This window comes from Pseudomonas sp. LPH60, assembly GCF_030718165.1.
Lineage (GTDB): Bacteria > Pseudomonadota > Gammaproteobacteria > Pseudomonadales > Pseudomonadaceae > Aquipseudomonas > Aquipseudomonas danubii.
In genome coordinates this window covers 817,403-835,062 of record NZ_JAVAJH010000001.1, presented here as the reverse complement: position 1 = coordinate 835,062, position 17,660 = coordinate 817,403, and the positions used below count along the sequence as shown (strand labels likewise).

The 17,660-nt window shown below is 61.8% G+C and carries 14 protein-coding genes; 7 read left to right on the top strand and 7 right to left on the bottom strand.

Going from position 1 to position 17,660, the window contains the following annotated elements; all coding sequences use genetic code 11:
- Positions 1 to 55: 55 nt before the first annotated feature.
- From Q8O96_RS03765 to Q8O96_RS03735, 7 genes are all read right to left on the bottom strand, one after another.
- Entirely contained in the window at positions 56 to 748 is a 693-nt protein-coding gene (locus tag Q8O96_RS03765) for a tRNA (adenine(22)-N(1))-methyltransferase TrmK (protein WP_277989245.1), read from the bottom strand.
- 653 nt (positions 749 to 1,401) lie between these two features.
- Positions 1,402 to 1,563 carry a DUF2986 domain-containing protein gene (locus Q8O96_RS03760; RefSeq protein WP_115582149.1) on the bottom strand — a complete coding sequence of 54 codons (162 nt, stop codon included), beginning with the start codon at positions 1,561 to 1,563 and terminating at the stop codon, positions 1,402 to 1,404.
- 165 nt (positions 1,564 to 1,728) lie between these two features.
- A complete protein-coding gene (locus tag Q8O96_RS03755; protein ID WP_305948391.1) occupies positions 1,729 to 2,193 on the bottom strand; it encodes a DUF3429 domain-containing protein in 465 nt (154 codons plus the stop codon).
- A gap of 103 nt (positions 2,194 to 2,296) precedes the next feature.
- Positions 2,297 to 5,131 (bottom strand): TonB-dependent receptor, encoded by a 2,835-nt coding sequence (locus Q8O96_RS03750; protein WP_305948390.1) that lies wholly within the window; start codon positions 5,129 to 5,131, stop codon positions 2,297 to 2,299.
- A gap of 97 nt (positions 5,132 to 5,228) precedes the next feature.
- Positions 5,229 to 6,194: a FecR domain-containing protein gene (locus Q8O96_RS03745; RefSeq protein WP_305948389.1), complete on the bottom strand. Its 966-nt coding sequence runs from the start codon at positions 6,192 to 6,194 to the stop codon at positions 5,229 to 5,231.
- Complete coding sequence (locus Q8O96_RS03740; RefSeq protein ID WP_110595868.1) at positions 6,191 to 6,697, bottom strand: sigma-70 family RNA polymerase sigma factor; 507 nt, start codon at positions 6,695 to 6,697, stop codon at positions 6,191 to 6,193. The genes Q8O96_RS03745 and Q8O96_RS03740 overlap by 4 nt, the downstream gene beginning before the upstream one ends.
- Positions 6,698 to 6,908: 211 nt before the next feature.
- Positions 6,909 to 7,349, bottom strand: a complete 441-nt coding sequence (locus Q8O96_RS03735; protein ID WP_102864225.1) for an Lrp/AsnC family transcriptional regulator — start codon at positions 7,347 to 7,349, stop codon at positions 6,909 to 6,911.
- Between the two features lie 139 nt (positions 7,350 to 7,488).
- Between Q8O96_RS03735 and Q8O96_RS03730 the strand changes: the two genes are divergently transcribed.
- From Q8O96_RS03730 to Q8O96_RS03700, 7 genes are all read left to right on the top strand, one after another.
- Positions 7,489 to 10,536 carry an aminotransferase class III-fold pyridoxal phosphate-dependent enzyme gene (locus tag Q8O96_RS03730; protein ID WP_305948388.1) on the top strand — a complete coding sequence of 1,016 codons (3,048 nt, stop codon included), beginning with the start codon at positions 7,489 to 7,491 and terminating at the stop codon, positions 10,534 to 10,536.
- A 191-nt stretch (positions 10,537 to 10,727) separates the two neighbouring features.
- Entirely contained in the window at positions 10,728 to 11,516 is a 789-nt protein-coding gene (locus Q8O96_RS03725) for an ABC transporter substrate-binding protein (RefSeq protein WP_305948387.1), read from the top strand.
- Positions 11,517 to 11,579: 63 nt separating this feature from the next.
- Positions 11,580 to 12,227, top strand: a complete 648-nt coding sequence (locus Q8O96_RS03720; RefSeq protein ID WP_102864222.1) for an amino acid ABC transporter permease — start codon at positions 11,580 to 11,582, stop codon at positions 12,225 to 12,227.
- Between the two features lie 9 nt (positions 12,228 to 12,236).
- A complete protein-coding gene (locus tag Q8O96_RS03715; protein ID WP_305948386.1) occupies positions 12,237 to 12,896 on the top strand; it encodes an amino acid ABC transporter permease in 660 nt (219 codons plus the stop codon).
- A complete protein-coding gene (locus Q8O96_RS03710; RefSeq protein WP_305948385.1) occupies positions 12,893 to 13,657 on the top strand; it encodes an amino acid ABC transporter ATP-binding protein in 765 nt (254 codons plus the stop codon). Before Q8O96_RS03715 ends, Q8O96_RS03710 begins: the two co-directional genes overlap by 4 nt.
- A gap of 316 nt (positions 13,658 to 13,973) precedes the next feature.
- On the top strand, positions 13,974 to 14,528 hold the full coding sequence (locus Q8O96_RS03705; RefSeq protein WP_115582145.1) for a fimbrial protein: 555 nt from the start codon (positions 13,974 to 13,976) through the stop codon (positions 14,526 to 14,528).
- A gap of 639 nt (positions 14,529 to 15,167) precedes the next feature.
- The gene (locus Q8O96_RS03700; protein ID WP_305948384.1) at positions 15,168 to 17,654 is read left to right on the top strand and encodes an outer membrane usher protein; all 2,487 of its coding nucleotides are present in this window, start codon (positions 15,168 to 15,170) and stop codon (positions 17,652 to 17,654) included.
- Positions 17,655 to 17,660 lie beyond the last annotated feature (6 nt).

Genomic DNA, 17,660 nt, shown 5'->3' with positions numbered 1-17,660 from the left:
ATCCCCGTGCCCTCTCGCTGGGGCCCGGACATTGCGGCCCACTTGAAGCGCCGGCTCAAGCCAGCAATTCGCTGATCCATTGCGTCTGGCGGACGACCTCTTGCACCTTGTCCTCGGGCACGGCCTGGGCTTGAGTGAAATTGGCCAGGGTGCGCTGCTTCAGCCGCAGCAGGCGCTGCCACTTGGCCAGGAACGCCGGGCTGCGGGCCTGCATCTGCAGCGGGCCAAAGTACAGCTCCCGGGCACTGTACTGCACCGGCCCGACGCGCTCGGCGACGATGATTTCGTAGTCGAAGCGGTTCTCTCGCAGCACTTCCTCGGCGAGGATCTGGTAGTCATGCTCCATCAGCCATTGGCGCAACGGCTGCTCGCCGCCGTTGGGCTGCAGGATCAGACGCTCCTCACCGCTCAAGCGCGCCTGACCGCCGTCGAGGATGTCACGGATGGTCTCGCCGCCCATGCCACAGAGGCTGATCGCGGTGATCCCGTCTGTCGGTTCGATCGCGGCCAGACCGTTGGCCAGGCGCACGTCGATCTGCTGCTCCATGCCGCTCTCGCGCACCGCGCGCTGGGCCGAGCGAAACGGCGTCAACGCCACCTCCCCGGCCACCGCCGCAACGATGGCGCCGCGGCTGATCAAGGCCAACGGCAAGTAGCCGTGATCCGAGCCGATATCGGCCAGCCGCGCACCGGCCGGCACATGCGCCGCCACACGCGCCAGGCGCATGGACAATGTCTGTTGCTTCAACTGCTGCCCCTTTTCACCACATACGTCCGCCAGCCAGGGCCGGATCGGGGGGCGATTCTGGCGGGCAATGCCGGGCATTTCAAATTTATGCGACCAAAACCTGGGATGTGGTGCACAGAGGGTCCACTCCGGACGGGGTCGAAAGCACCGTCCTGCATGGCGGGTTTCTGAGCAGAAGCAGACCTTCGTTGCTGGCAGCGTGCCCCCTGGTCAGTGATAGACACCGCGCCCATTTGCGGGCTAAAAAATGCTCTGTCCAGAATGCGAACAGGGCGAAGTGACCAAGGTTCAAGTGCGGGCAACACAGGAGACTCTGTACGTTTGCCAAGAGTGCGAATCGCTGTGGCTCACTGCCGAGGTCATGGCTACCGAGCCGTTCAACTGTTTCACTTCCTACATGGAGGAGCTGGGTTTACCGCCGCTTTGGAGCTCGCTGTATGTCCTTGAGCCAGAAAAGATCACCGGCCCTCAGGCACGAAAATACCTGCGCTCGGTCGGCTCGATCTAGATCGATCGAAGGTGCAGACCATGCTCTGCCCTCTGTAGAACTGACCCGGCCGCGTCTTTGCTGGCCAGAGGCGTGCTCCGCCCGAGAAAAGAGAGCGTCGCGCAAGTCGGCCAGATAACGGTCCATCGGGCTTCAAGCAAATGGATCAGCTCTGAGTGACAACCACAGCGTCGTCATTGGCCTCGGTGGCCAGCTTCGCCCGGTCAGCCTTGCTGATGTACTTGGACTTTTTTTGCGGAGCCAGTTTGGCGCTGGCCTTCTTGGCGTGAGCCTTCAATAGCTGCTGGATTTTCTTGCGACGATTCATGTGGGGCTACCCGGCTTTTTAAGTGCCGGAATGATATCAGCCGCCGCTCGCCGGGGCTGGTAACTCTTTGCCGACCCAGCGAATGATCCTTTGCGCCCTTGCTCAGCGATGCCTGTTGCTTCAACCACCGCCCCTTCGGTAGGAGGCGGCAGTTGAACGTCGCGCTTAACTCCCGATGGCCATCACGAGCACACCCAGCAGTAGGCAGGCGCTGGCCACAATGGTCAGTCGCAAACGCATCGGCAGGTACCAGGCCGGTAGGTGCATGACCTGCGAGAGCTGCCGGTCATGCCACCCGTGCGCGAAGAATCCGCCAATCAATAACAGCCCGCCCCATGACAGCGGCAGCAAAGTGGCGACCCAGCCCATCAGCGCAGGGACGATGCTCCAAATAAAGCGTGTGTGACGCTGCTGCGCGTTCATGCCGGGAGCGATCATGGCAAAGCCCCAATGCAGGGCTCCGACAAAACTCAGGATCACCGCCCCGTAACTGACCAGGGCCTGGCACCACAACAGCCGCTGTCCGTGCGCAACCACGGCCAGCAACGCCAGCCCGAGAAACGGCAGCAAACCGCCATAACCCAGCAGGGCAACAGGCTTGGGTGGCGATACAGAAGACAAAAGGTTCATCTGGATTCCTCTCAATCAGGGCACTGAAAACTGTAGCCGCAAAAGCGCCCTCTGAATGGCCATCGCGTTGACTCACCGCAACCGGCAGGCCACTGCCGGCCCCTCAGAACTTCGCCTGCATCCCCACCCGCAGCGTGCGCCCCGGCGCCGGCATGAAGCTCTGCGCCAGCGGGTCCAGGTAGTAGCGATCCGTGAGGTTTTGCAGCGATACGTTGAGGCTGGCGTGTTCCTGCAGCTTGTAGTTGAGGAACAGATCGACCAGCGCCACTTCGCGGTAGTTCAGCTGTGGCGTGGTGGCGCCGGTCTGCCAGGGCTTGTCGGCGGTGACGGTGGGCCCCGAGGTGTAGGTGATGCGGGTGCCGAGGGTCAGGCTCTGGTCGAAGAAGCGCAGGCCGGTGGTCAGGTTGCCGGCAAAGCGCGGCGGGTTCTGGGTGTTGGTGTAGGACCCCATGAAGCTGCCCGGGGTGCAGTCCGGGGTGTCGGCGGTTTTCCGGTAGGGGTTGCTGGTGGCCCGCAGGGTGGCGGCGAAGGCCGCGTCGCAGGTTTCGGTCTTCAGGTAGTAGGTGGACGACAGGTCGGCAAACACCCGCCCGGCATCGTAGTGGGTCTGCAGTTCCAGGCCGCGGGTGGTGTAGCTGTCGGTGTTGCTGAAGCGCATCAGGCCCCACAGGCCCGGGCTCGGGTCGTAGTAGCGGGTGATGTAGTTTTTGATGCTGTTGTTGAAGTAGGCGAGCTTGATCGCCGCCGAATCGTCATCCACGAACAGTCCCTTGTGCAAGGTGCTGGCGCCGATCTCCCAGTTGCTTGAGCGCTCGGGCTTGAGGCCCTTGCCGGGGGTGGTCTGCTGCACGCCGTAGCCGGTTTCGAACAGCGAAGGCATGCGAAAGCCCTGGGTGTAGGAGGCATAGACGAAGGTGTCCGGCAGCACCTCGAGATTGATGCCGAACGCCGGGGCAAAGGCGCCGCCACTGTTGCTGTCCTTGCCCGAATAGTTGTAGCCGGTGACCACCCGATCCACTTGCGAATCCCCCACCTCGGTATCGGTGGCGCCGTACTGGTTATAGGGCGTGCCCTCGAACGGGTAGTTGGTGTTGTTGAAGACAATGCCGTTGTTCAAGCGTGGATCGGTGGCATCGGTGTACCGCCCGTTCTGGTCCGGGAACCACATCAGGTAGCCATAGTCGCCGGGCCTGGAGACGGTCACGTACCTGTGTTCGCGTTCCTCTCTGCGCGCCGTGGCATTGGCCACATGGTCCTTGCTGCGATAGTGGGTGTAACGACCGCCGCCCCACAGCGTCAGGCGCTCCACCGGCTGGTATTCCAGCTTGCCGTTGAAGCTGAACTCCTGCCGCGAGCCTTCGCGCAAGCTGCGGTTGGCGTTGATGTCGTCCTGGGTGGTGACCACGCCCTTCTGCGGACGCAGTTCTTCCAGCTGGAACGAGCCGCCCAGGTCCAGCTTCAAGTCGCCGTAGTCGGTGCTAAAACGCGAGGTATTGGCCAGACCGCCGCCCGTGCGGCGGTTGGCCTGGCGGGCCCAGGAACGGTCCGTGCGATAGGCCTGGGACGCCGGTGCCGACCAGGCGCTCAACTGGCTGGTCTGCGCATCGGTCAGCCACAGGTCGGCAGTCAGGTCCAGCAGCGGATTGTCCGCGGGCAGGTAGTTGTAGCGTGCGGTGTAGGTGTCGATCTGGGTGTGGCCCAGAGGGTACTGATAGATGCCACCGGTGCCGAAACGGAAGATATCCGAGGGCATGATCTCGCCGATGCGCCCGTCATAGCGCCGGTAGCCGAGGTCGAAGCTGTGGCCGTCCGCTGGGCGCAGGGTGGTCTTGAGCAGCCACGATTGGGTCTTCGACGAGGAGTTGAGCACCTCTTCCCCGGCATTGTAGGTGGTGGCCACGCTGGTCTCTTCATCGCCGTAGCGGTCAAAGGTGCGGTAGCGATCCTGGCCCTTCTTGCCGGCGAAATAGTTGCCCTGGTTGCGCTGGGCGTAGGCCGCCACCACATCGAACAAGTCAAGGCTGTAGGCAAACGCGGCACTGCCGGACTCCGCGTCCGAGCCGAACAGCCCGCCGCGGCTCTGGTGCGGCTCCGCGTACAGATCCTCGGTCTTCGAATGAGGGTCGCGACGGGCCGGCGCCACGCCATTGTTCCAGACATCGCCCTTGAGCCGCAGGCCGACATGCTGACCGTCCTTGAGGATGTCGCCGACGCCGAGGGTGCGCATCTTCACCGTGCCGCCAATGGCGCTGGAGGTCAGGCTCGGGCCCTTGTCGATGGCGATGTCGCTGATCATGTCCGGGTCGATGTAGCTGCGTTGCTGGGTGCCGGCATAACCGCGATAGACATCCAGCGCCTGCTGCGAACCGTCCACCGTCACCGCCACCCGGCTCTGGCCCTGGATGCCGCGAATGTTCACATCCAGGCCGCCGCCATTGCGGCTGTCGCCGACCTGCACCCCGGGCTGGCCCTTGAGCACGTCGCCCACCGACACCACGCCGAAGCGCTGCAGGTCGTCGGCGGAGATGTACACCGACGAACGCGGCGCCCGGTACACCTCCTCCTCGTCAGGGTTCTCGCCCTTGATCTTCTGCGTCGGCAGCGACACCGCATCAGAGCGCAGGCGCAAGGCATAGCCGCCGTCGGCCTGGCGCACGTAGCCCAGGCCGGTGCCCGCCAGCAGGCGGTTGAGGCCCGCTTCGGCATTGAAATCACCTTGCAGGCCCTGGCTGGTCTTGCCCGCCGTAAGCAGTGCACTGCCGGCCAGGCTGATCCCCGCCTCGGCGCCAAACCGCGACAGCACCTGGTCCAGGGGACCGGCGCCGATGCTGTAGTGACGTTCGCCGGCCGCCAGCGCCATCTCGCTGTAGAGCGGTTGCAGGCTGAGCAACAGCAGGCCGAAGGTATGGGTACGCAAGACACGAGCGGGGAAAATCATGCAAGGCTCCTAGGGATCGAAACCCACCTGTGCCGGTGGGTAATACCTGAAGGCCAAGCCAGATCGAAAAAACTATCGCGCAGGTGAAAAAAAACGTTCAGGCCGGCACCACCGTCACCCAATAACGGGTTCTGCGCTCGATGCGCACCGGCAGGGTATTGGCCACCAGGGCCAGGGCGGCATCGGTGTCGTCCAGCTGGAAACTGCCGGTCACCCGCAAAGCGGCAACCGCTTCGCTGCAACGTAAAAAGCCCGGACGATAGCGCGAAAGCTCTGCCAGCAATTGATCCAGGCGCATGCGCTCGGCGGGCAGGATGCCGCGCATCCAGGCCTGGGCCAGAAACACATCGATGGAAGTCGGCCGCCCGACTCCCCGGCCATCGACCCGGGTTTGCCAGCCAGCCTGCAAGGGCAGCGGGGTCGACGGCTGCCGGGCACTGACCTGTACCAACCCGCGCAGCACGGTCACCTGAGTGCCCTGGCGATCATGGCGCACCAGCAGATGGGCGCCCTGGCTGTACAACAGCGCATCCGGCGTTTGCAGTTGCAGGGAGGCCGATCCGGCCGGGGTATCCAGGGCCAGCTCGCCCTCGATCAACTGCACGCTGCGCTGCCCCGCACTCAAGTCCAGGTTCACCGCACTGGCGGTGTTCAGCCACAGCGAACCGCCGTCCGCCAGGGCCCAACGCCGCCGCTCACCGATGCCGGTGCGATAACCGGCCAAGGCTGAACGCACCAGGGTGGAATCCGCCCCCTGCCAGGACACGCCTCCCAGCAGTCCCAGCGCCAACAGGCACTTGAGTACCTGGCGCCGCCGTTGCGGATCGGCGCCTGCCGCCTGCAAGGCCCGGCGCGCCGTGGCATCAGCCAGCAGGTGGGCCCCCGGCTGCAACATCAGCGGCAAACCGCTGACCCGCTGCCAGGCGTACTCATGCTCGGCACTGGCCTCGCGCCACTGCTGCAAGGCCTGATGGTCCGCGGCGCTCATCAGCCCGGACTGCATCCGCACCAGCCAATCAATGGCGCTGTCCCGCACCCGGGGATCGACCGCGACGCCACTCATTCAAACAGGCTCGCATAGCAGACGCTGAACGCCTTGCCCATGGCCCGCTGCACCTGGGCCACGGTCAGGCCCAACTGCGCGGCGATCTGCGGGTAGGTCAAGCCATCGAGCTGGGACAGAAAGAAAATCTGCCGCACCCGCGACGACAAGCCCACCAGCAGTGAATCCAGCTGCAGCAGGGTCTCGATCATCAGATGCCGCTCTTCCGGCGAAGGCTCCTCCCCCACCGGCCGTGCCGCCAGCGCCTCCAGGTAAGCCCGCTCGATGGCCTGACGACGCCAGCGATTGATCAACAGACCATTGGCGATGGTGGCCAGAAACGCCATGGGCTGGCGCAGCTCACGCACATCTTCCTGGGACCGCAGCACGCGGATAAAGGTGTCGTGGGCCAAATCCTCGGCATCGGCGCTGTGCCCCAGGCGCCGATGCAACCAGCCACGCAGCCAGCCGTGATGGTTCGCATACAGCTGAGCGACAGGCGAAGAGAGGCTGTGGTTGTGCATGGGAGATTCGCATTAATGATAATGCTTCTCATTTTATGGTTTGCGAATGGGAGTTGTACAGCACGGCACATTGCGATTGCCGTAAAGAGCCAGGCCCGCCTTCACGGACAGGCCACCGGGATCAGGTGCCAAGCGTGGATTGCAGCTGCGTCTGAGCGGTGCCCGGCATTTCCCGCAGGCACGCGCCATCAAGTCTTGCCGCCGCGGCGGATCAGGAGGTCTGTCGATCGATATCGCGGCGAAGGACCACGGCGGTGGTGATGTCCTCGACCGATTCGTGGCTGGCCACGGCATCCCGGACTCGGTTCAGGTCATCAATGGTGCGTGATTCGATCTCGATCACCAGGTCCAACTGGCCACTGACCGAAGAGATGCGGCGCACCTGCGAGTGCTGGGCCAGCATGTCCAGCAGGCTGATGGCCGGGGTGCGTTTCAGGCATACCAGAAACATGGCGCGAATCACGTTGGCGTCGATTTCGCCGATATCCGCCCGGTAGCCCCTGATCACACCATTGCGCTCAAGGTTGCTGACGCGCTCGCTGGTGGCGCTTCTGGACAAGCCGATTCTCGCGGCCAGGGCCTTCAGGGCGATCCGCGCCTCTTTAGAAAGAATGTCGAGTATTTCCCGATCTTTCACGTCCAGGTCGCGCATTGAAACTCCTCACATTGACTGCCGAGTTTGTGCCGGTCGATTCCGACAATATGCAGGCCAAAGCCGACCGCATACCTACTGCCCTCGAAGATTTCGCATGCCAAGCTAACTGAAAAAAATAACTTGGAAAACCATTACCATGACCGACCTTTCCCACCCCGCCCCGCAGTTCTCGCCACGCGATGCCGAACACTTGGCTGAGCAGCTTTTCAATGTCATCGCTACGGCTTCGCCTCTGGACGGCGAGCGAGACTGCAACTTCCGGTTGAACACAGCAAGCGATGCGGGATGGATTCTGAAAGTCGTCAACGCCAGCGAACCGCCCATTGAAAGCCAGCTGCAGACCGCCATCCTCAGCCATCTGGCCCATCACAGCCCCGAGCTTGGCGTACCGCAGTTGAAGAAAAGCCTGGCCGGCGATTTACTCGCCTCGGCCGTGGCCCCCTCTGGCGAAACCCACGCGGTGCGCCTGGTGAGCTGGTTGCACGGTACTCCGCTGGCCGAGGTCCCGCGCACCTTCGAACTCATGCGCAACCTGGGTCAATCATTCGCCGACATGGACCGTGCCCTTCAGGGCTTCATGCATCCCGGCGCGGTCCGCGATCTGGACTGGGACCTACGGCACGCCGCCCGTTCCCGCGCCCGCCTGCACTTCATCAAGGACCCCGCCAGACGCGCCCTTCTGCAGCGCTTCATCGATGATTTCGAAACCCGGGTCGAACCCAAGCTTGCGCGCTTGCGCACCCAGGTCATTCACAACGACGGCAATGACTGGAACATCCTCGTCAACCCGCAAAACCACCAGCAGGTCTCGGGCATCATCGATTTTGGCGATGCGGTGCACACGGTGCTGATTGCCGAAGTCGCCATCACCTGCGCCTACGCCATTCTCGACATGCAAGACCCCATCGGCGCGGCCGCCGCCCTCACCGGCGGCTTCCATGAGCGCTACCCGCTGCAGCCGCAAGAGCTGGACGTGCTGTTCAATCTGATCGCCATGCGCCTGGTGATCAGCGTCACCTTGTCAGCCTCGCGCCACCAGCAGACCCAGGACAACCCCTACCTGGCCATCAGCGAAGCCCCGGCCTGGCGCCTGCTGGAAAAGATGGATCGCATGAACCCGCGCCTGGCGACGGCGATCCTGCGCAAAGCCTGCGGTTACGACGCGATAGAAGGTGCCGGCGCGATTCGCCGCTGGGTGGATGAACACCGCCAGTCCTTCGCGGACATCGTGCATCCTTCGGCGGCAACCCTGAACAAGGCCATTGTGCCGTTCGCCGATGCCGCCCATGAAATGACCATCGCTTCCGCCGCGCAGCGCCCGGCAGAGGCGACCCAGTGGTGGAATGATTTCTCAGCTGAACATCAGGTGCCGCTGGGCATCGGGCCCTGGGGCGAAGCCAGGACCATCTACACCGACAGCGCCTTTGAATCGCGATTCATTGCAGGAGAGCGCCGGATCATGCACCTGGGTGTCGACTTGATCATGCCGGCCGGAACGCCGCTGTACACGCCGCTTGCCGGTGTGGTGCAGAGCGTCGAGGTCGAGCCTGAACCGCTGGGCTATGGCGGTTTGATCATGCTCAAGCACTCGCCTGAAGGCTGCCCGCCCTTCCTGACCCTGTGGGGGCACATGGCCCACGAAGCGCTGACCCGCCTCAAACCCGGGGACCACCTTGAAGCCGGCGCGCTGGTGGGCTACATGGGCGCGGACACGGAAAATGGCGGCTGGCTGCCCCATGTGCATTTCCAGATGTCCACCGACACCCAGTTGAAGGCGAGCGAGTTCATCGGCGTCGGTGAGCGCGCCTATCTTGAGGTGTGGGCCGACCTGTTCCCGGATGCTTCGACCCTGGCCGGAATTCCTGCGGAAACCTATAGCCAGGAAGGCAGGAGCAAAGCGCAGATCGTGGCCAAGCGTAAGCAACTGCTGCTGCCCAACTTGTCGATTTCCTACTCGGACCCGATCAAGTTCGTGCGCGGTGATGGGGTCTGGTTGATCGACAACTTTGGCCGGGCCTATCTGGACTGCTTCAACAACGTCTGCCACCTCGGCCACTGCCATCCCGATGTGGTGCAAGCCCTTTCGCGCCAGGCTTCACGACTGAACACCAACACCCGCTACCTGCACGACAACATCGTCGAGTATGCCGAGCGACTCACGGCGACCCTGCCCAAGGGCCTGGCCGTCGCCTCCTTCGGCTGTTCCGGCAGTGAAGCCAACAGCCTGATGCTGCGCATGGCACGCAATCACACCGGGCGCAACGACGCCATCGTGCTGGATTGGGCCTACCACGGCACCACCCAGGAGCTGATTGATCTGAGCCCCTACAAGTACAAGCGCAAGGCCGGCAAGGGCCGTGCAGAGCATGTATTCGAGGCGGCCGTACCGGACGTTTACCGCGCAGCGGATGACTGGCCATTCGAAGAGTTGGGCAAGCGTTTTGCGCAAAGTGTTGCCGAGCAGATCGACAACATGCGCCGGCAGGGCCGAGCCCCGGCGTTCTTTTTGGCGGAGTCGATTCCCAGTGTCGCCGGGCAGCTGTTTTTCCCGGAAAACTACTTGCAGGAGGTCTATGCCATGGTTCGCGCCGAGGGCGGGCTGTGCCTGGCAGATGAGGTCCAGGTCGGCTTTGGCCGGGTGGGCAGCCACTGGTGGGCCTTTGAAACCCAGGGCGTGGTGCCCGATGCGGTGTCCATGGGCAAGCCCATTGGCAACGGCCATCCGATGTCGGCGGTGGTGACCACCCGCGAAATAGCCGACAGCTTCAACAACGGCATGGAGTACTTCAACACCTTCGCCGGCAGCCCGGTTTCATGTGCCGTGGGGCTCAGCGTTCTCGATGTGATCGAGCGCGACAACCTGAAACTCAACGCACTGACGGTGGGCAATTACCTGCTCGATGGCTTTCGCACACTGCAGCAGCGCTACGATGCCATTGGCGATGTACGCGGGTTGGGGCTGTTTCTCGGGATCGAGCTGGTCACCGATCGCCAGAGCAAGGCTCCGGCCACGCAACTGGCGAAAAAGGTTGCCGATGGCGCCCGGGAGCGCGGCGTTCTGATCGGCACCGAAGGCCCCTATGACAACGTTTTGAAAATGCGCCCGTCGATGATTTTCAGTCACAAAAATGCCGACTTCCTGCTCGAGGTGCTGGACGACAGCTTCAAGGCGGCCCTGCGCTAGAGCGCCCGGATCGGCGCACGAGTGACAGCCTGCGTGCCTGGCCGACATAGTGTCGGCCAACTCCGGCAATGTGTCCGGCTGGCGGACACCTTGCCGGGTGCTTTCCAGAACGGCCTATGCAAAGCTTTTCCCGAGGCCTGGGTGAAGAGCCCAAACAACAATAATTAATAATTCTTCAAAGGTGCCATCCAATGCTAACCAGAACGCTCAAGGGTCTGCTTGCTGCATCCACCGTCGCGGCTGCGGCACTCCTCTCCCCCGCGGCCGCTCAGGCTGATGACTTGCAATCGATCCAGGCATCCAAAGAGATTCGCATCGCCATGAGCGGGCAGTACTCGCCCTTCAGCTTTGCCAACGAGCAGAACCAGATCGTCGGCTTCGACGCCTCCATCAGCGAAGCCCTGGCCCAGCGGCTCGGGGTGAAAGTCAGCATCGTCACAACGCCCTTCGACGGGATCATTGCCGGGCTCCTGGCGAAAAAATATGACGCCATCATCGCCTCCATGACCATTACCCCGGAGCGCCAGAAGGCCGTGGACTTCGTCGGCCCCTACTACCACGCCGGCCGCACCATCGTGGTGAAAGAGGATTCGCCGATCCACAGCCTGGATGACCTGAAGGAGGTGAAGGTGGGCGTCACCCTGGGCGATGCCCACGACAAATGGGCCAGGGCGCGGGGCAACCTGAAGGTGAAAACCTACAAAGGGCTTCCCGAGATGCTGGTCGACCTGGACGCCGGGCGCCTCGATGCGCTGGTGATGGACAGCGTTCCGGTGCTGGTGGCCGTCAAGGAAACCGGGCAGAAGGTGCGCATCATCACCCCACCCGACAGCGACGGTGGGGTTGAAGGCATGGGCATTGCCCTGCGCAAGAACAACCCTGAGCTCAAGGCCGCGATGCAGCAGGCGCTGAACGACATGCTGGCCGATGGCAGCTACGAAAAGATCTCGATGCAGTGGATTGGCAAGGACATTCGCTGACTCATCTGCAGCCTGGCTCGACCTGGGGTCGGGCCAGTCAATCCGACCTTTTCGAGCCTGCCCATGGATCTGACACTTATACAGCGCACCCTGCCGTTCTTTCTGGAGGCGGCCTGGGTCACGGTGCACGTTTCGCTGCTGGCGCTGCTGCTGGGCTTGCTGGTGGCGGTGGTGCTGGTGGCGGCCCGGCTGTCCGGCTTCTTCATGCTTCGCTGCCTGGCCCGGGTCTACATCAGCGTTTTTCGCGGCACCCCCTGCCTGGTCCAGCTGTTCCTCATCTACTTTGGCGGCCCACAAATCGGCCTTGAGCTGGAGCCATTCACCGCAGGCGTCATCGGCCTGGGCCTGAACATCGCGGCCTACATGGCCGAATCCATTCGTGGCGCAATCAGCAACGTCGATCCCGGCCAGGTCGAAGCCGCCCGCTCAATCGGTTTCGGCAAGGGCCAGACCCTGTGGCTGATCACCCTCCCGCAAACCGCCAAGTTGATGATCAGGCCACTGGGGGTCAATGCGGTCGCGCTGATCAAAGGCTCGGCCCTGGTGTCGACCATCTCCGTGGTGGAACTCTCCTACACGGCGCAGCGTTTTATCAGCTCCACCTACAAGCCATTCGAGATCTTCATGGTGTCGGCCATTTTGTACATCGCCATGGTCTACACGGTCAGGCTGATGGTGGACCACCTCGATAAACGCTTCGCGGCCAAGTGAGACGCCTCCATGCCAAGCCTTGACCTGAGTATCGTGACCCCCTATTCCGAGCTGCTGGCCACCGGGCTCTGGTGGACCATCGTCTTGTTCCTCTGCTCCAGTGTGCTGAGCCTGATCGCCGGAATAGCCTTTGCCCTGATCGTGCTCTACACCCCGAAACTGGTCTCCCTGCCCATACGTTTCCTGACCTGGCTGCTGATGGGCACGCCCCTGCTTCTGCAGCTGTACGTGATCTATTACGGCCTGGTGCAAGTGGGGATCGATATCCCGGCCCTCGCGGCCGGCATCATCGGCCTGAGCCTGCATTTTGCGGTCTACAACGCCGACGTGATTCGTGCCGGGGTCCTGTCGGTCGACCCCGGGCAGATTGAAGGTGCGCGCTCCATTGGCCTGAGCCGCAGTCAGGCGCAACGCTACGTGGTGGTGCCACAGGCACTGCGCAATACCCTGGCCCCGCTGGGCAACAACCTGATCGTCCTGCTCAAGGACACCTCCCTGGTGTCGATCATCGGCATTGCCGAACTGGTCTACAGCGCCCAGCGCGCCGTGAGCGAAACCTACAGCCCGTTCGAATTCTATCTGGCCGTCGCGGTGATCTATTACGCGGTCAATCTTGTTCTGGAAGCCGGCCTGCACCTGCTTGAAACCAAGGTAGAGATGTCACGATGACCACAGAAAAGTTCATGGTTGAAGTCAAGGGCGCGCGCAAGGCGTATGGCGCACTTGAAGTGCTCAAAGGCATCGATCTGTCTGTCTCGCGCGGACAGATCATCGCCATCATCGGCCCCAGCGGTTCGGGCAAAAGCACGCTGCTGCGCTCGATCAATCACCTGGAAGTGCTGAACGAAGGAGAGATCTGGCTGGAGGGCGAACACGTCAACCGGCCCTTGAAAGGTCGCGCATTCGAACAGCACATCAACAGCGTGCGCCAGCAGATGGGCATGGTGTTCCAGCACTTCAATCTGTTCCCGCACCTGACCGTGCATGAAAACATCGCCCTCGGACCGATCAAACTCAAAGGGCTGAACAAAGCCGCGGCCCGTGAGCTGGCCATGGAGTACTTGTCCAAGGTGGGCCTGGCCAGCAAGTTCGACGAGTACCCTTCTCGCCTCTCGGGCGGACAGAAACAGCGCGTGGCCATTGCCCGGGCCCTGGCGATGCGCCCCAAGGTCATGCTGTTCGATGAAGCCACCTCGGCCCTGGACCCGGAGCTGGTGGAAGAGGTCAACCAGGTGATGAAACAACTGGCCGCCGAGCACATGACCATGTTGATCGTCACCCACGAAATGCGCTTTGCCGGCGAGGTGGCGGACCGGATCATCTTCATGGACGGCGGCGTGGTGGTCGAGGAAGGCGCGCCGCAGGAGATCCTGCAAAACCCGACCCACGAACGCACCCGGTCGTTCCTGAAAAAGCATTTGCATGCTTAGCGAGGCTGCGCTCGCGCGGGCCGCAGGTGCTGTTGCGCCAGGGAGGCAACGGCGCCGTCTTAGACTCGGCCACACCCTCACTTAAAGTTCAAAGTGTGTCGGAAAAGCTCATCTGGCTCATGGGGATGCCTGGTGCACTTAAGAAATTCTGCGGACTTGTTCGGAGAATCCCTAAGCCCACCTCGGCATCGCCTTACTTACATTCTCCCTTCCTCTTTCTAGGATAACCCAACCTCAACGGTGCACAGATACCGGAGCAGCTTGTGTGCTCCATTGAGTACCTTCAGGGATTTAAATTTCAACCTAGGAGTATCAAATGAAAGTTCGTTTGTTGGCTGGTGCAATCATGACCGTCACCTTGGCAGCAACTTCGGCTATAACCTTTGCCAAAGATCAAGGCCACGGTGTGATTACCTTTAAGGGCGCTATTATCGACGCACCATGCTCCATTGCTCAGGAGTCGCAATACCAGACCGTAGATCTGGATCAGGTTTCCAACGTTGCCCTGAAGAACGGTGGCAAATCAAGTCCGAAGACCTTCAAGATCGAACTGCGCGGCTGTGAACTGGGTGCCCTGAAATCGGCCACGGCGACCTTCACTGGCTCGCCTTCGTCCAACCCTGACCTGCTGGCAATCAAAGGCACCGCACAGGGCGCAAGCCTGGCAATCGCAGACCACTCCGGCGCGCTGCTCAAGCTGGGCAACGCTTCGCCTGCACAAACGCTGAGTAATGGCGACACCTTCTTGCAGTTCAGCGCCTATCTGCAGGGCGACATGGTGACCCCAGAGGGCGGCGGCGCAGCAGCGCCTGCCGAAATCGTACCAGGCAACTTCGAAACCTTCGCCAACTTCACCCTCGCTTATCAGTAACGTATTGCGTCACTGACGTGCTCCGCAGTACGCACTGGCTGGGTACTGCGGGGGAGCTTGCGGAGGTTTGGATAATTCGCTCTACCGCACTGCTGCTAGTTTCCCTCTGCTCCGTGGGCCTGCCCATCTGTGCTGCCGGTGCACTCAAGAGGCGTGTGCAACTGGCCGGGAGCACCGTCGACAGCGCCTGTACCACCGTTTGGGTAATAACAATCAGACGGTTGTGTTCACCCCCTGGCACTTAATGGATTAGTCAGCGGCAATACGTCACCCCAACAATAGCTGAACATCCATATCAACAATTGCATTACGTCGACCACAAAGAACAACACCGAGCCCTCCCAGCGTTTCTAACTGAAGTTCGAAAGCCAGCCTGATGGTAAACACTTCGGCATTCAGGGCGGCGCAAAAGGCATCGCATTGCAGATTAAAGATGAACAAGGGCAGTTGATTACGCCCGGCATGTTACTTGAGCGCAGCACACTGTCCACCGACAGTTAGATGCTCAACTACTCACTGACGCTCGTGGGTAGCGGACATGCACTGGAAGCGGACAGCTATCACGCTTCGATCAAGCTGAGTATTCAGCACTTCTGAACTGCACACTCGGTGTGCAGTTTCGCTCAAGGATTAAGTCACGTGGATCACCGTAAGGTACTGGCTACCACGGCGCTATGTTGTGTCGCGACGCTGGCAAGTGCAGCCGAAGAATTCCAATTCAACACCGATGTACTAGACCTCAAGGATCGCGAAAACCTTGATCTTGGGGTGTTTGCTTCGGCCAACTTCATCATGCCCGGCCAGTACAGCCTGATGGTCCACGTGAACCGCAATACGTTGACGGAGTTTGCCGTCGACTATTACCCGGCCAAGGACGATCCGAAAAGCAGCGTTGCCTGTCTTTCGCCGGCCTTGGTCAATGAACTGGGCCTGAAAGAAAAAGCCATCAAGCAGTTGGTCTGGTGGCACGATGGAGCCTGCCTGGACCTGACCAGCGTTCCTGGCATGCAGGCACGTGGCAACCTGGGCAATTCGGCGCTGTACGTGAGCATCCCCCAGGACCAGCTGGAATACAGCTCACCCAACTGGGACCCGCCCTCGCGCTGGGACGACGGCATTTCCGGGGTGCTGTTCGACTACAACGTCAACGCCCAGACCACCGAGCGCAAACGCGGTAAAGGCCGCAGCGACTCCCTCAGCGGCAACGGCACCATGGGGATCAACCTAGGCGCATGGCGCCTGCGCGGTGACTGGCAGACCCAGGTGCAACGCAGTGACGACCAGCCATCAAACAACGAGTTCGCCTGGAGCCGTTTTTATGCGCAACGCGCCGTGCCTTCGCTACGTTCGAACCTGATACTCGGTGAAGACTATCTGGACTCCAGCGTGTTCGGCAGCTTCCGATACACTGGCGCCAACCTGAGCAGCAACGACAACATGTTACCCCCCAACCTCAGGGGGTATGCCCCGGAAATCACTGGTGTGGCGCGGACCAACGCGCGCGTGGTGATTCGCCAACAAGGCCGGGTGCTCTACGACACACAGGTGCCACCTGGGGCTTTTCGTATCCAGGACCTCAACGATGCAGTCTCCGGCCAGCTTGACGTGCGCGTCGAGGAACAGGACGGCAGCGTCCAGGAGTTCCAATTGGACACCGCCAGCATCCCCTACCTAACCCGTCCCGGTACCGTTCGCTACAAGCTTGCCGCAGGCAAACCCTCCGACTGGGAGCACCAGATGGATGGGCCGGCGTTCGCCACCGGTGAGTTTTCCTGGGGGGTGAGCAACGGCTGGTCGCTGTATGGCGGGAGCCTCGGCGCCGAGGACTACGGTTCGCTGGCCGTGGGCGTGGGCCGCGACCTGATGGCCTTCGGTGCACTGTCGTTCGACGTCACCCAGTCGCGCGCGACGCTGCAGGACGACACGCTGAGCGGCAAATCCTACCGTGCCAGCTATTCCAAGCGCTTCGATGAGTACGACAGCCAGGTCACCTTCGCAGGCTACCGGTTCTCCGAGCAGAACTACCTGAGCATGAGCGAATTCATCGAGGCCCGGCGTGACAGCCAGTCGTTTAACCAGAGTAAAGAGTTGTATACCGCGACCTTGAGCAAGCAGTTTCGAGATTCCGCGCTCAGCCTGTACTTCAACTACAACCACCAGACGTACTGGAACAGCCGGACGAGCGATCGCTACAGCCTGTCGTTGTCGCGCTACTTCAATGTCGGCAGCCTGAAAAACCTCAGCCTGTCGCTGACCGCTTACCAGAACAAGGGCAACGGCACCGCCGATGACGGTGCCTACCTGTCGGTCAACATCCCCTGGGACAGTAATGGCTCGATCAGCTACAGCTCGTCGGTCAACCGCGGCGACACCTCACATAACCTGAGCTATTACGACCAGATCGATGAACGCAACCACTACATGGTCAGCGTCGGACAGGCTTCAAGCGGTCAAACCGCCAGCGGCTACCTGTCCCATGACGGCGACCAGGCAGAGGTTGTGGCCAGGGCCAGCTACCAAGCCGACGAGTACACCTCGGCCGGGTTGTCCCTGCAAGGCGGAGCGACGATTACCGGCCAAGGCGCAGCGCTGCACCGCAGCAACATCATGGGCGGCACCCGGCTGCTGATCGATACCCAAGGCGTTGCCGACGTGCCAGTGCGCGGAAACGGCGCAGTCACACGCACCAACCGTTTCGGCAAGGCCGTAGTGACCGACATCAACAGCTACTACCGCAACCAGGCCAACATCGTGCTGGACAGCCTGGCCGAGGATGTCGAAGCCACTCAGTCCGTCACCCAGGCGACCCTGACTGAAGGGGCGATCGGTTACCGCCGCTTTGATCTGATCGCCGGCCACAAGGCCATGGTCGTGATTCGCATGACCAACCACCGCGTGCCGCCCTTCGGTGCCTCGGTACAGAACAGCCGCGGTCAGGAAACCGGCATCGTCGGCGAGGACGGTTCGACCTACCTGAGCGGTATGAAACCGGGCGAGCTCATGTCTCTGTATTGGGATGGCAGCGCGCGCTGCCACTTCACCCTACCCGAGCAGGTGGTTTCGCCCGACCGACAACTGGAGCTGCTCTGCCTGCCGACCAGCGACCCAGATAACGCCACTGCTTGACTCACT

Bases quoted from the DNA above. Each gene is read 5' to 3' on its own strand.
- Q8O96_RS03760 (WP_115582149.1), bottom strand. From the start codon at position 1,563: ATGAATCGTCGCAAGAAAATCCAGCAGCTATTGAAGGCTCACGCCAAG.
- Q8O96_RS03755 (WP_305948391.1), bottom strand. From the start codon at position 2,193: ATGAACCTTTTGTCTTCTGTATCGCCACCCAAGCCTGTTGCCCTGCTG.
- Q8O96_RS03750 (WP_305948390.1), bottom strand. From the start codon at position 5,131: ATGATTTTCCCCGCTCGTGTCTTGCGTACCCATACCTTCGGCCTGCTG.
- Q8O96_RS03745 (WP_305948389.1), bottom strand. From the start codon at position 6,194: ATGAGTGGCGTCGCGGTCGATCCCCGGGTGCGGGACAGCGCCATTGAT.
- Q8O96_RS03740 (WP_110595868.1), bottom strand. From the start codon at position 6,697: ATGCACAACCACAGCCTCTCTTCGCCTGTCGCTCAGCTGTATGCGAAC.
- Q8O96_RS03735 (WP_102864225.1), bottom strand. From the start codon at position 7,349: ATGCGCGACCTGGACGTGAAAGATCGGGAAATACTCGACATTCTTTCT.
- Q8O96_RS03730 (WP_305948388.1), top strand. From the start codon at position 7,489: ATGACCGACCTTTCCCACCCCGCCCCGCAGTTCTCGCCACGCGATGCC.
- Q8O96_RS03725 (WP_305948387.1), top strand. From the start codon at position 10,728: ATGCTAACCAGAACGCTCAAGGGTCTGCTTGCTGCATCCACCGTCGCG.
- Q8O96_RS03720 (WP_102864222.1), top strand. From the start codon at position 11,580: ATGGATCTGACACTTATACAGCGCACCCTGCCGTTCTTTCTGGAGGCG.
- Q8O96_RS03715 (WP_305948386.1), top strand. From the start codon at position 12,237: ATGCCAAGCCTTGACCTGAGTATCGTGACCCCCTATTCCGAGCTGCTG.
- Q8O96_RS03710 (WP_305948385.1), top strand. From the start codon at position 12,893: ATGACCACAGAAAAGTTCATGGTTGAAGTCAAGGGCGCGCGCAAGGCG.
- Q8O96_RS03705 (WP_115582145.1), top strand. From the start codon at position 13,974: ATGAAAGTTCGTTTGTTGGCTGGTGCAATCATGACCGTCACCTTGGCA.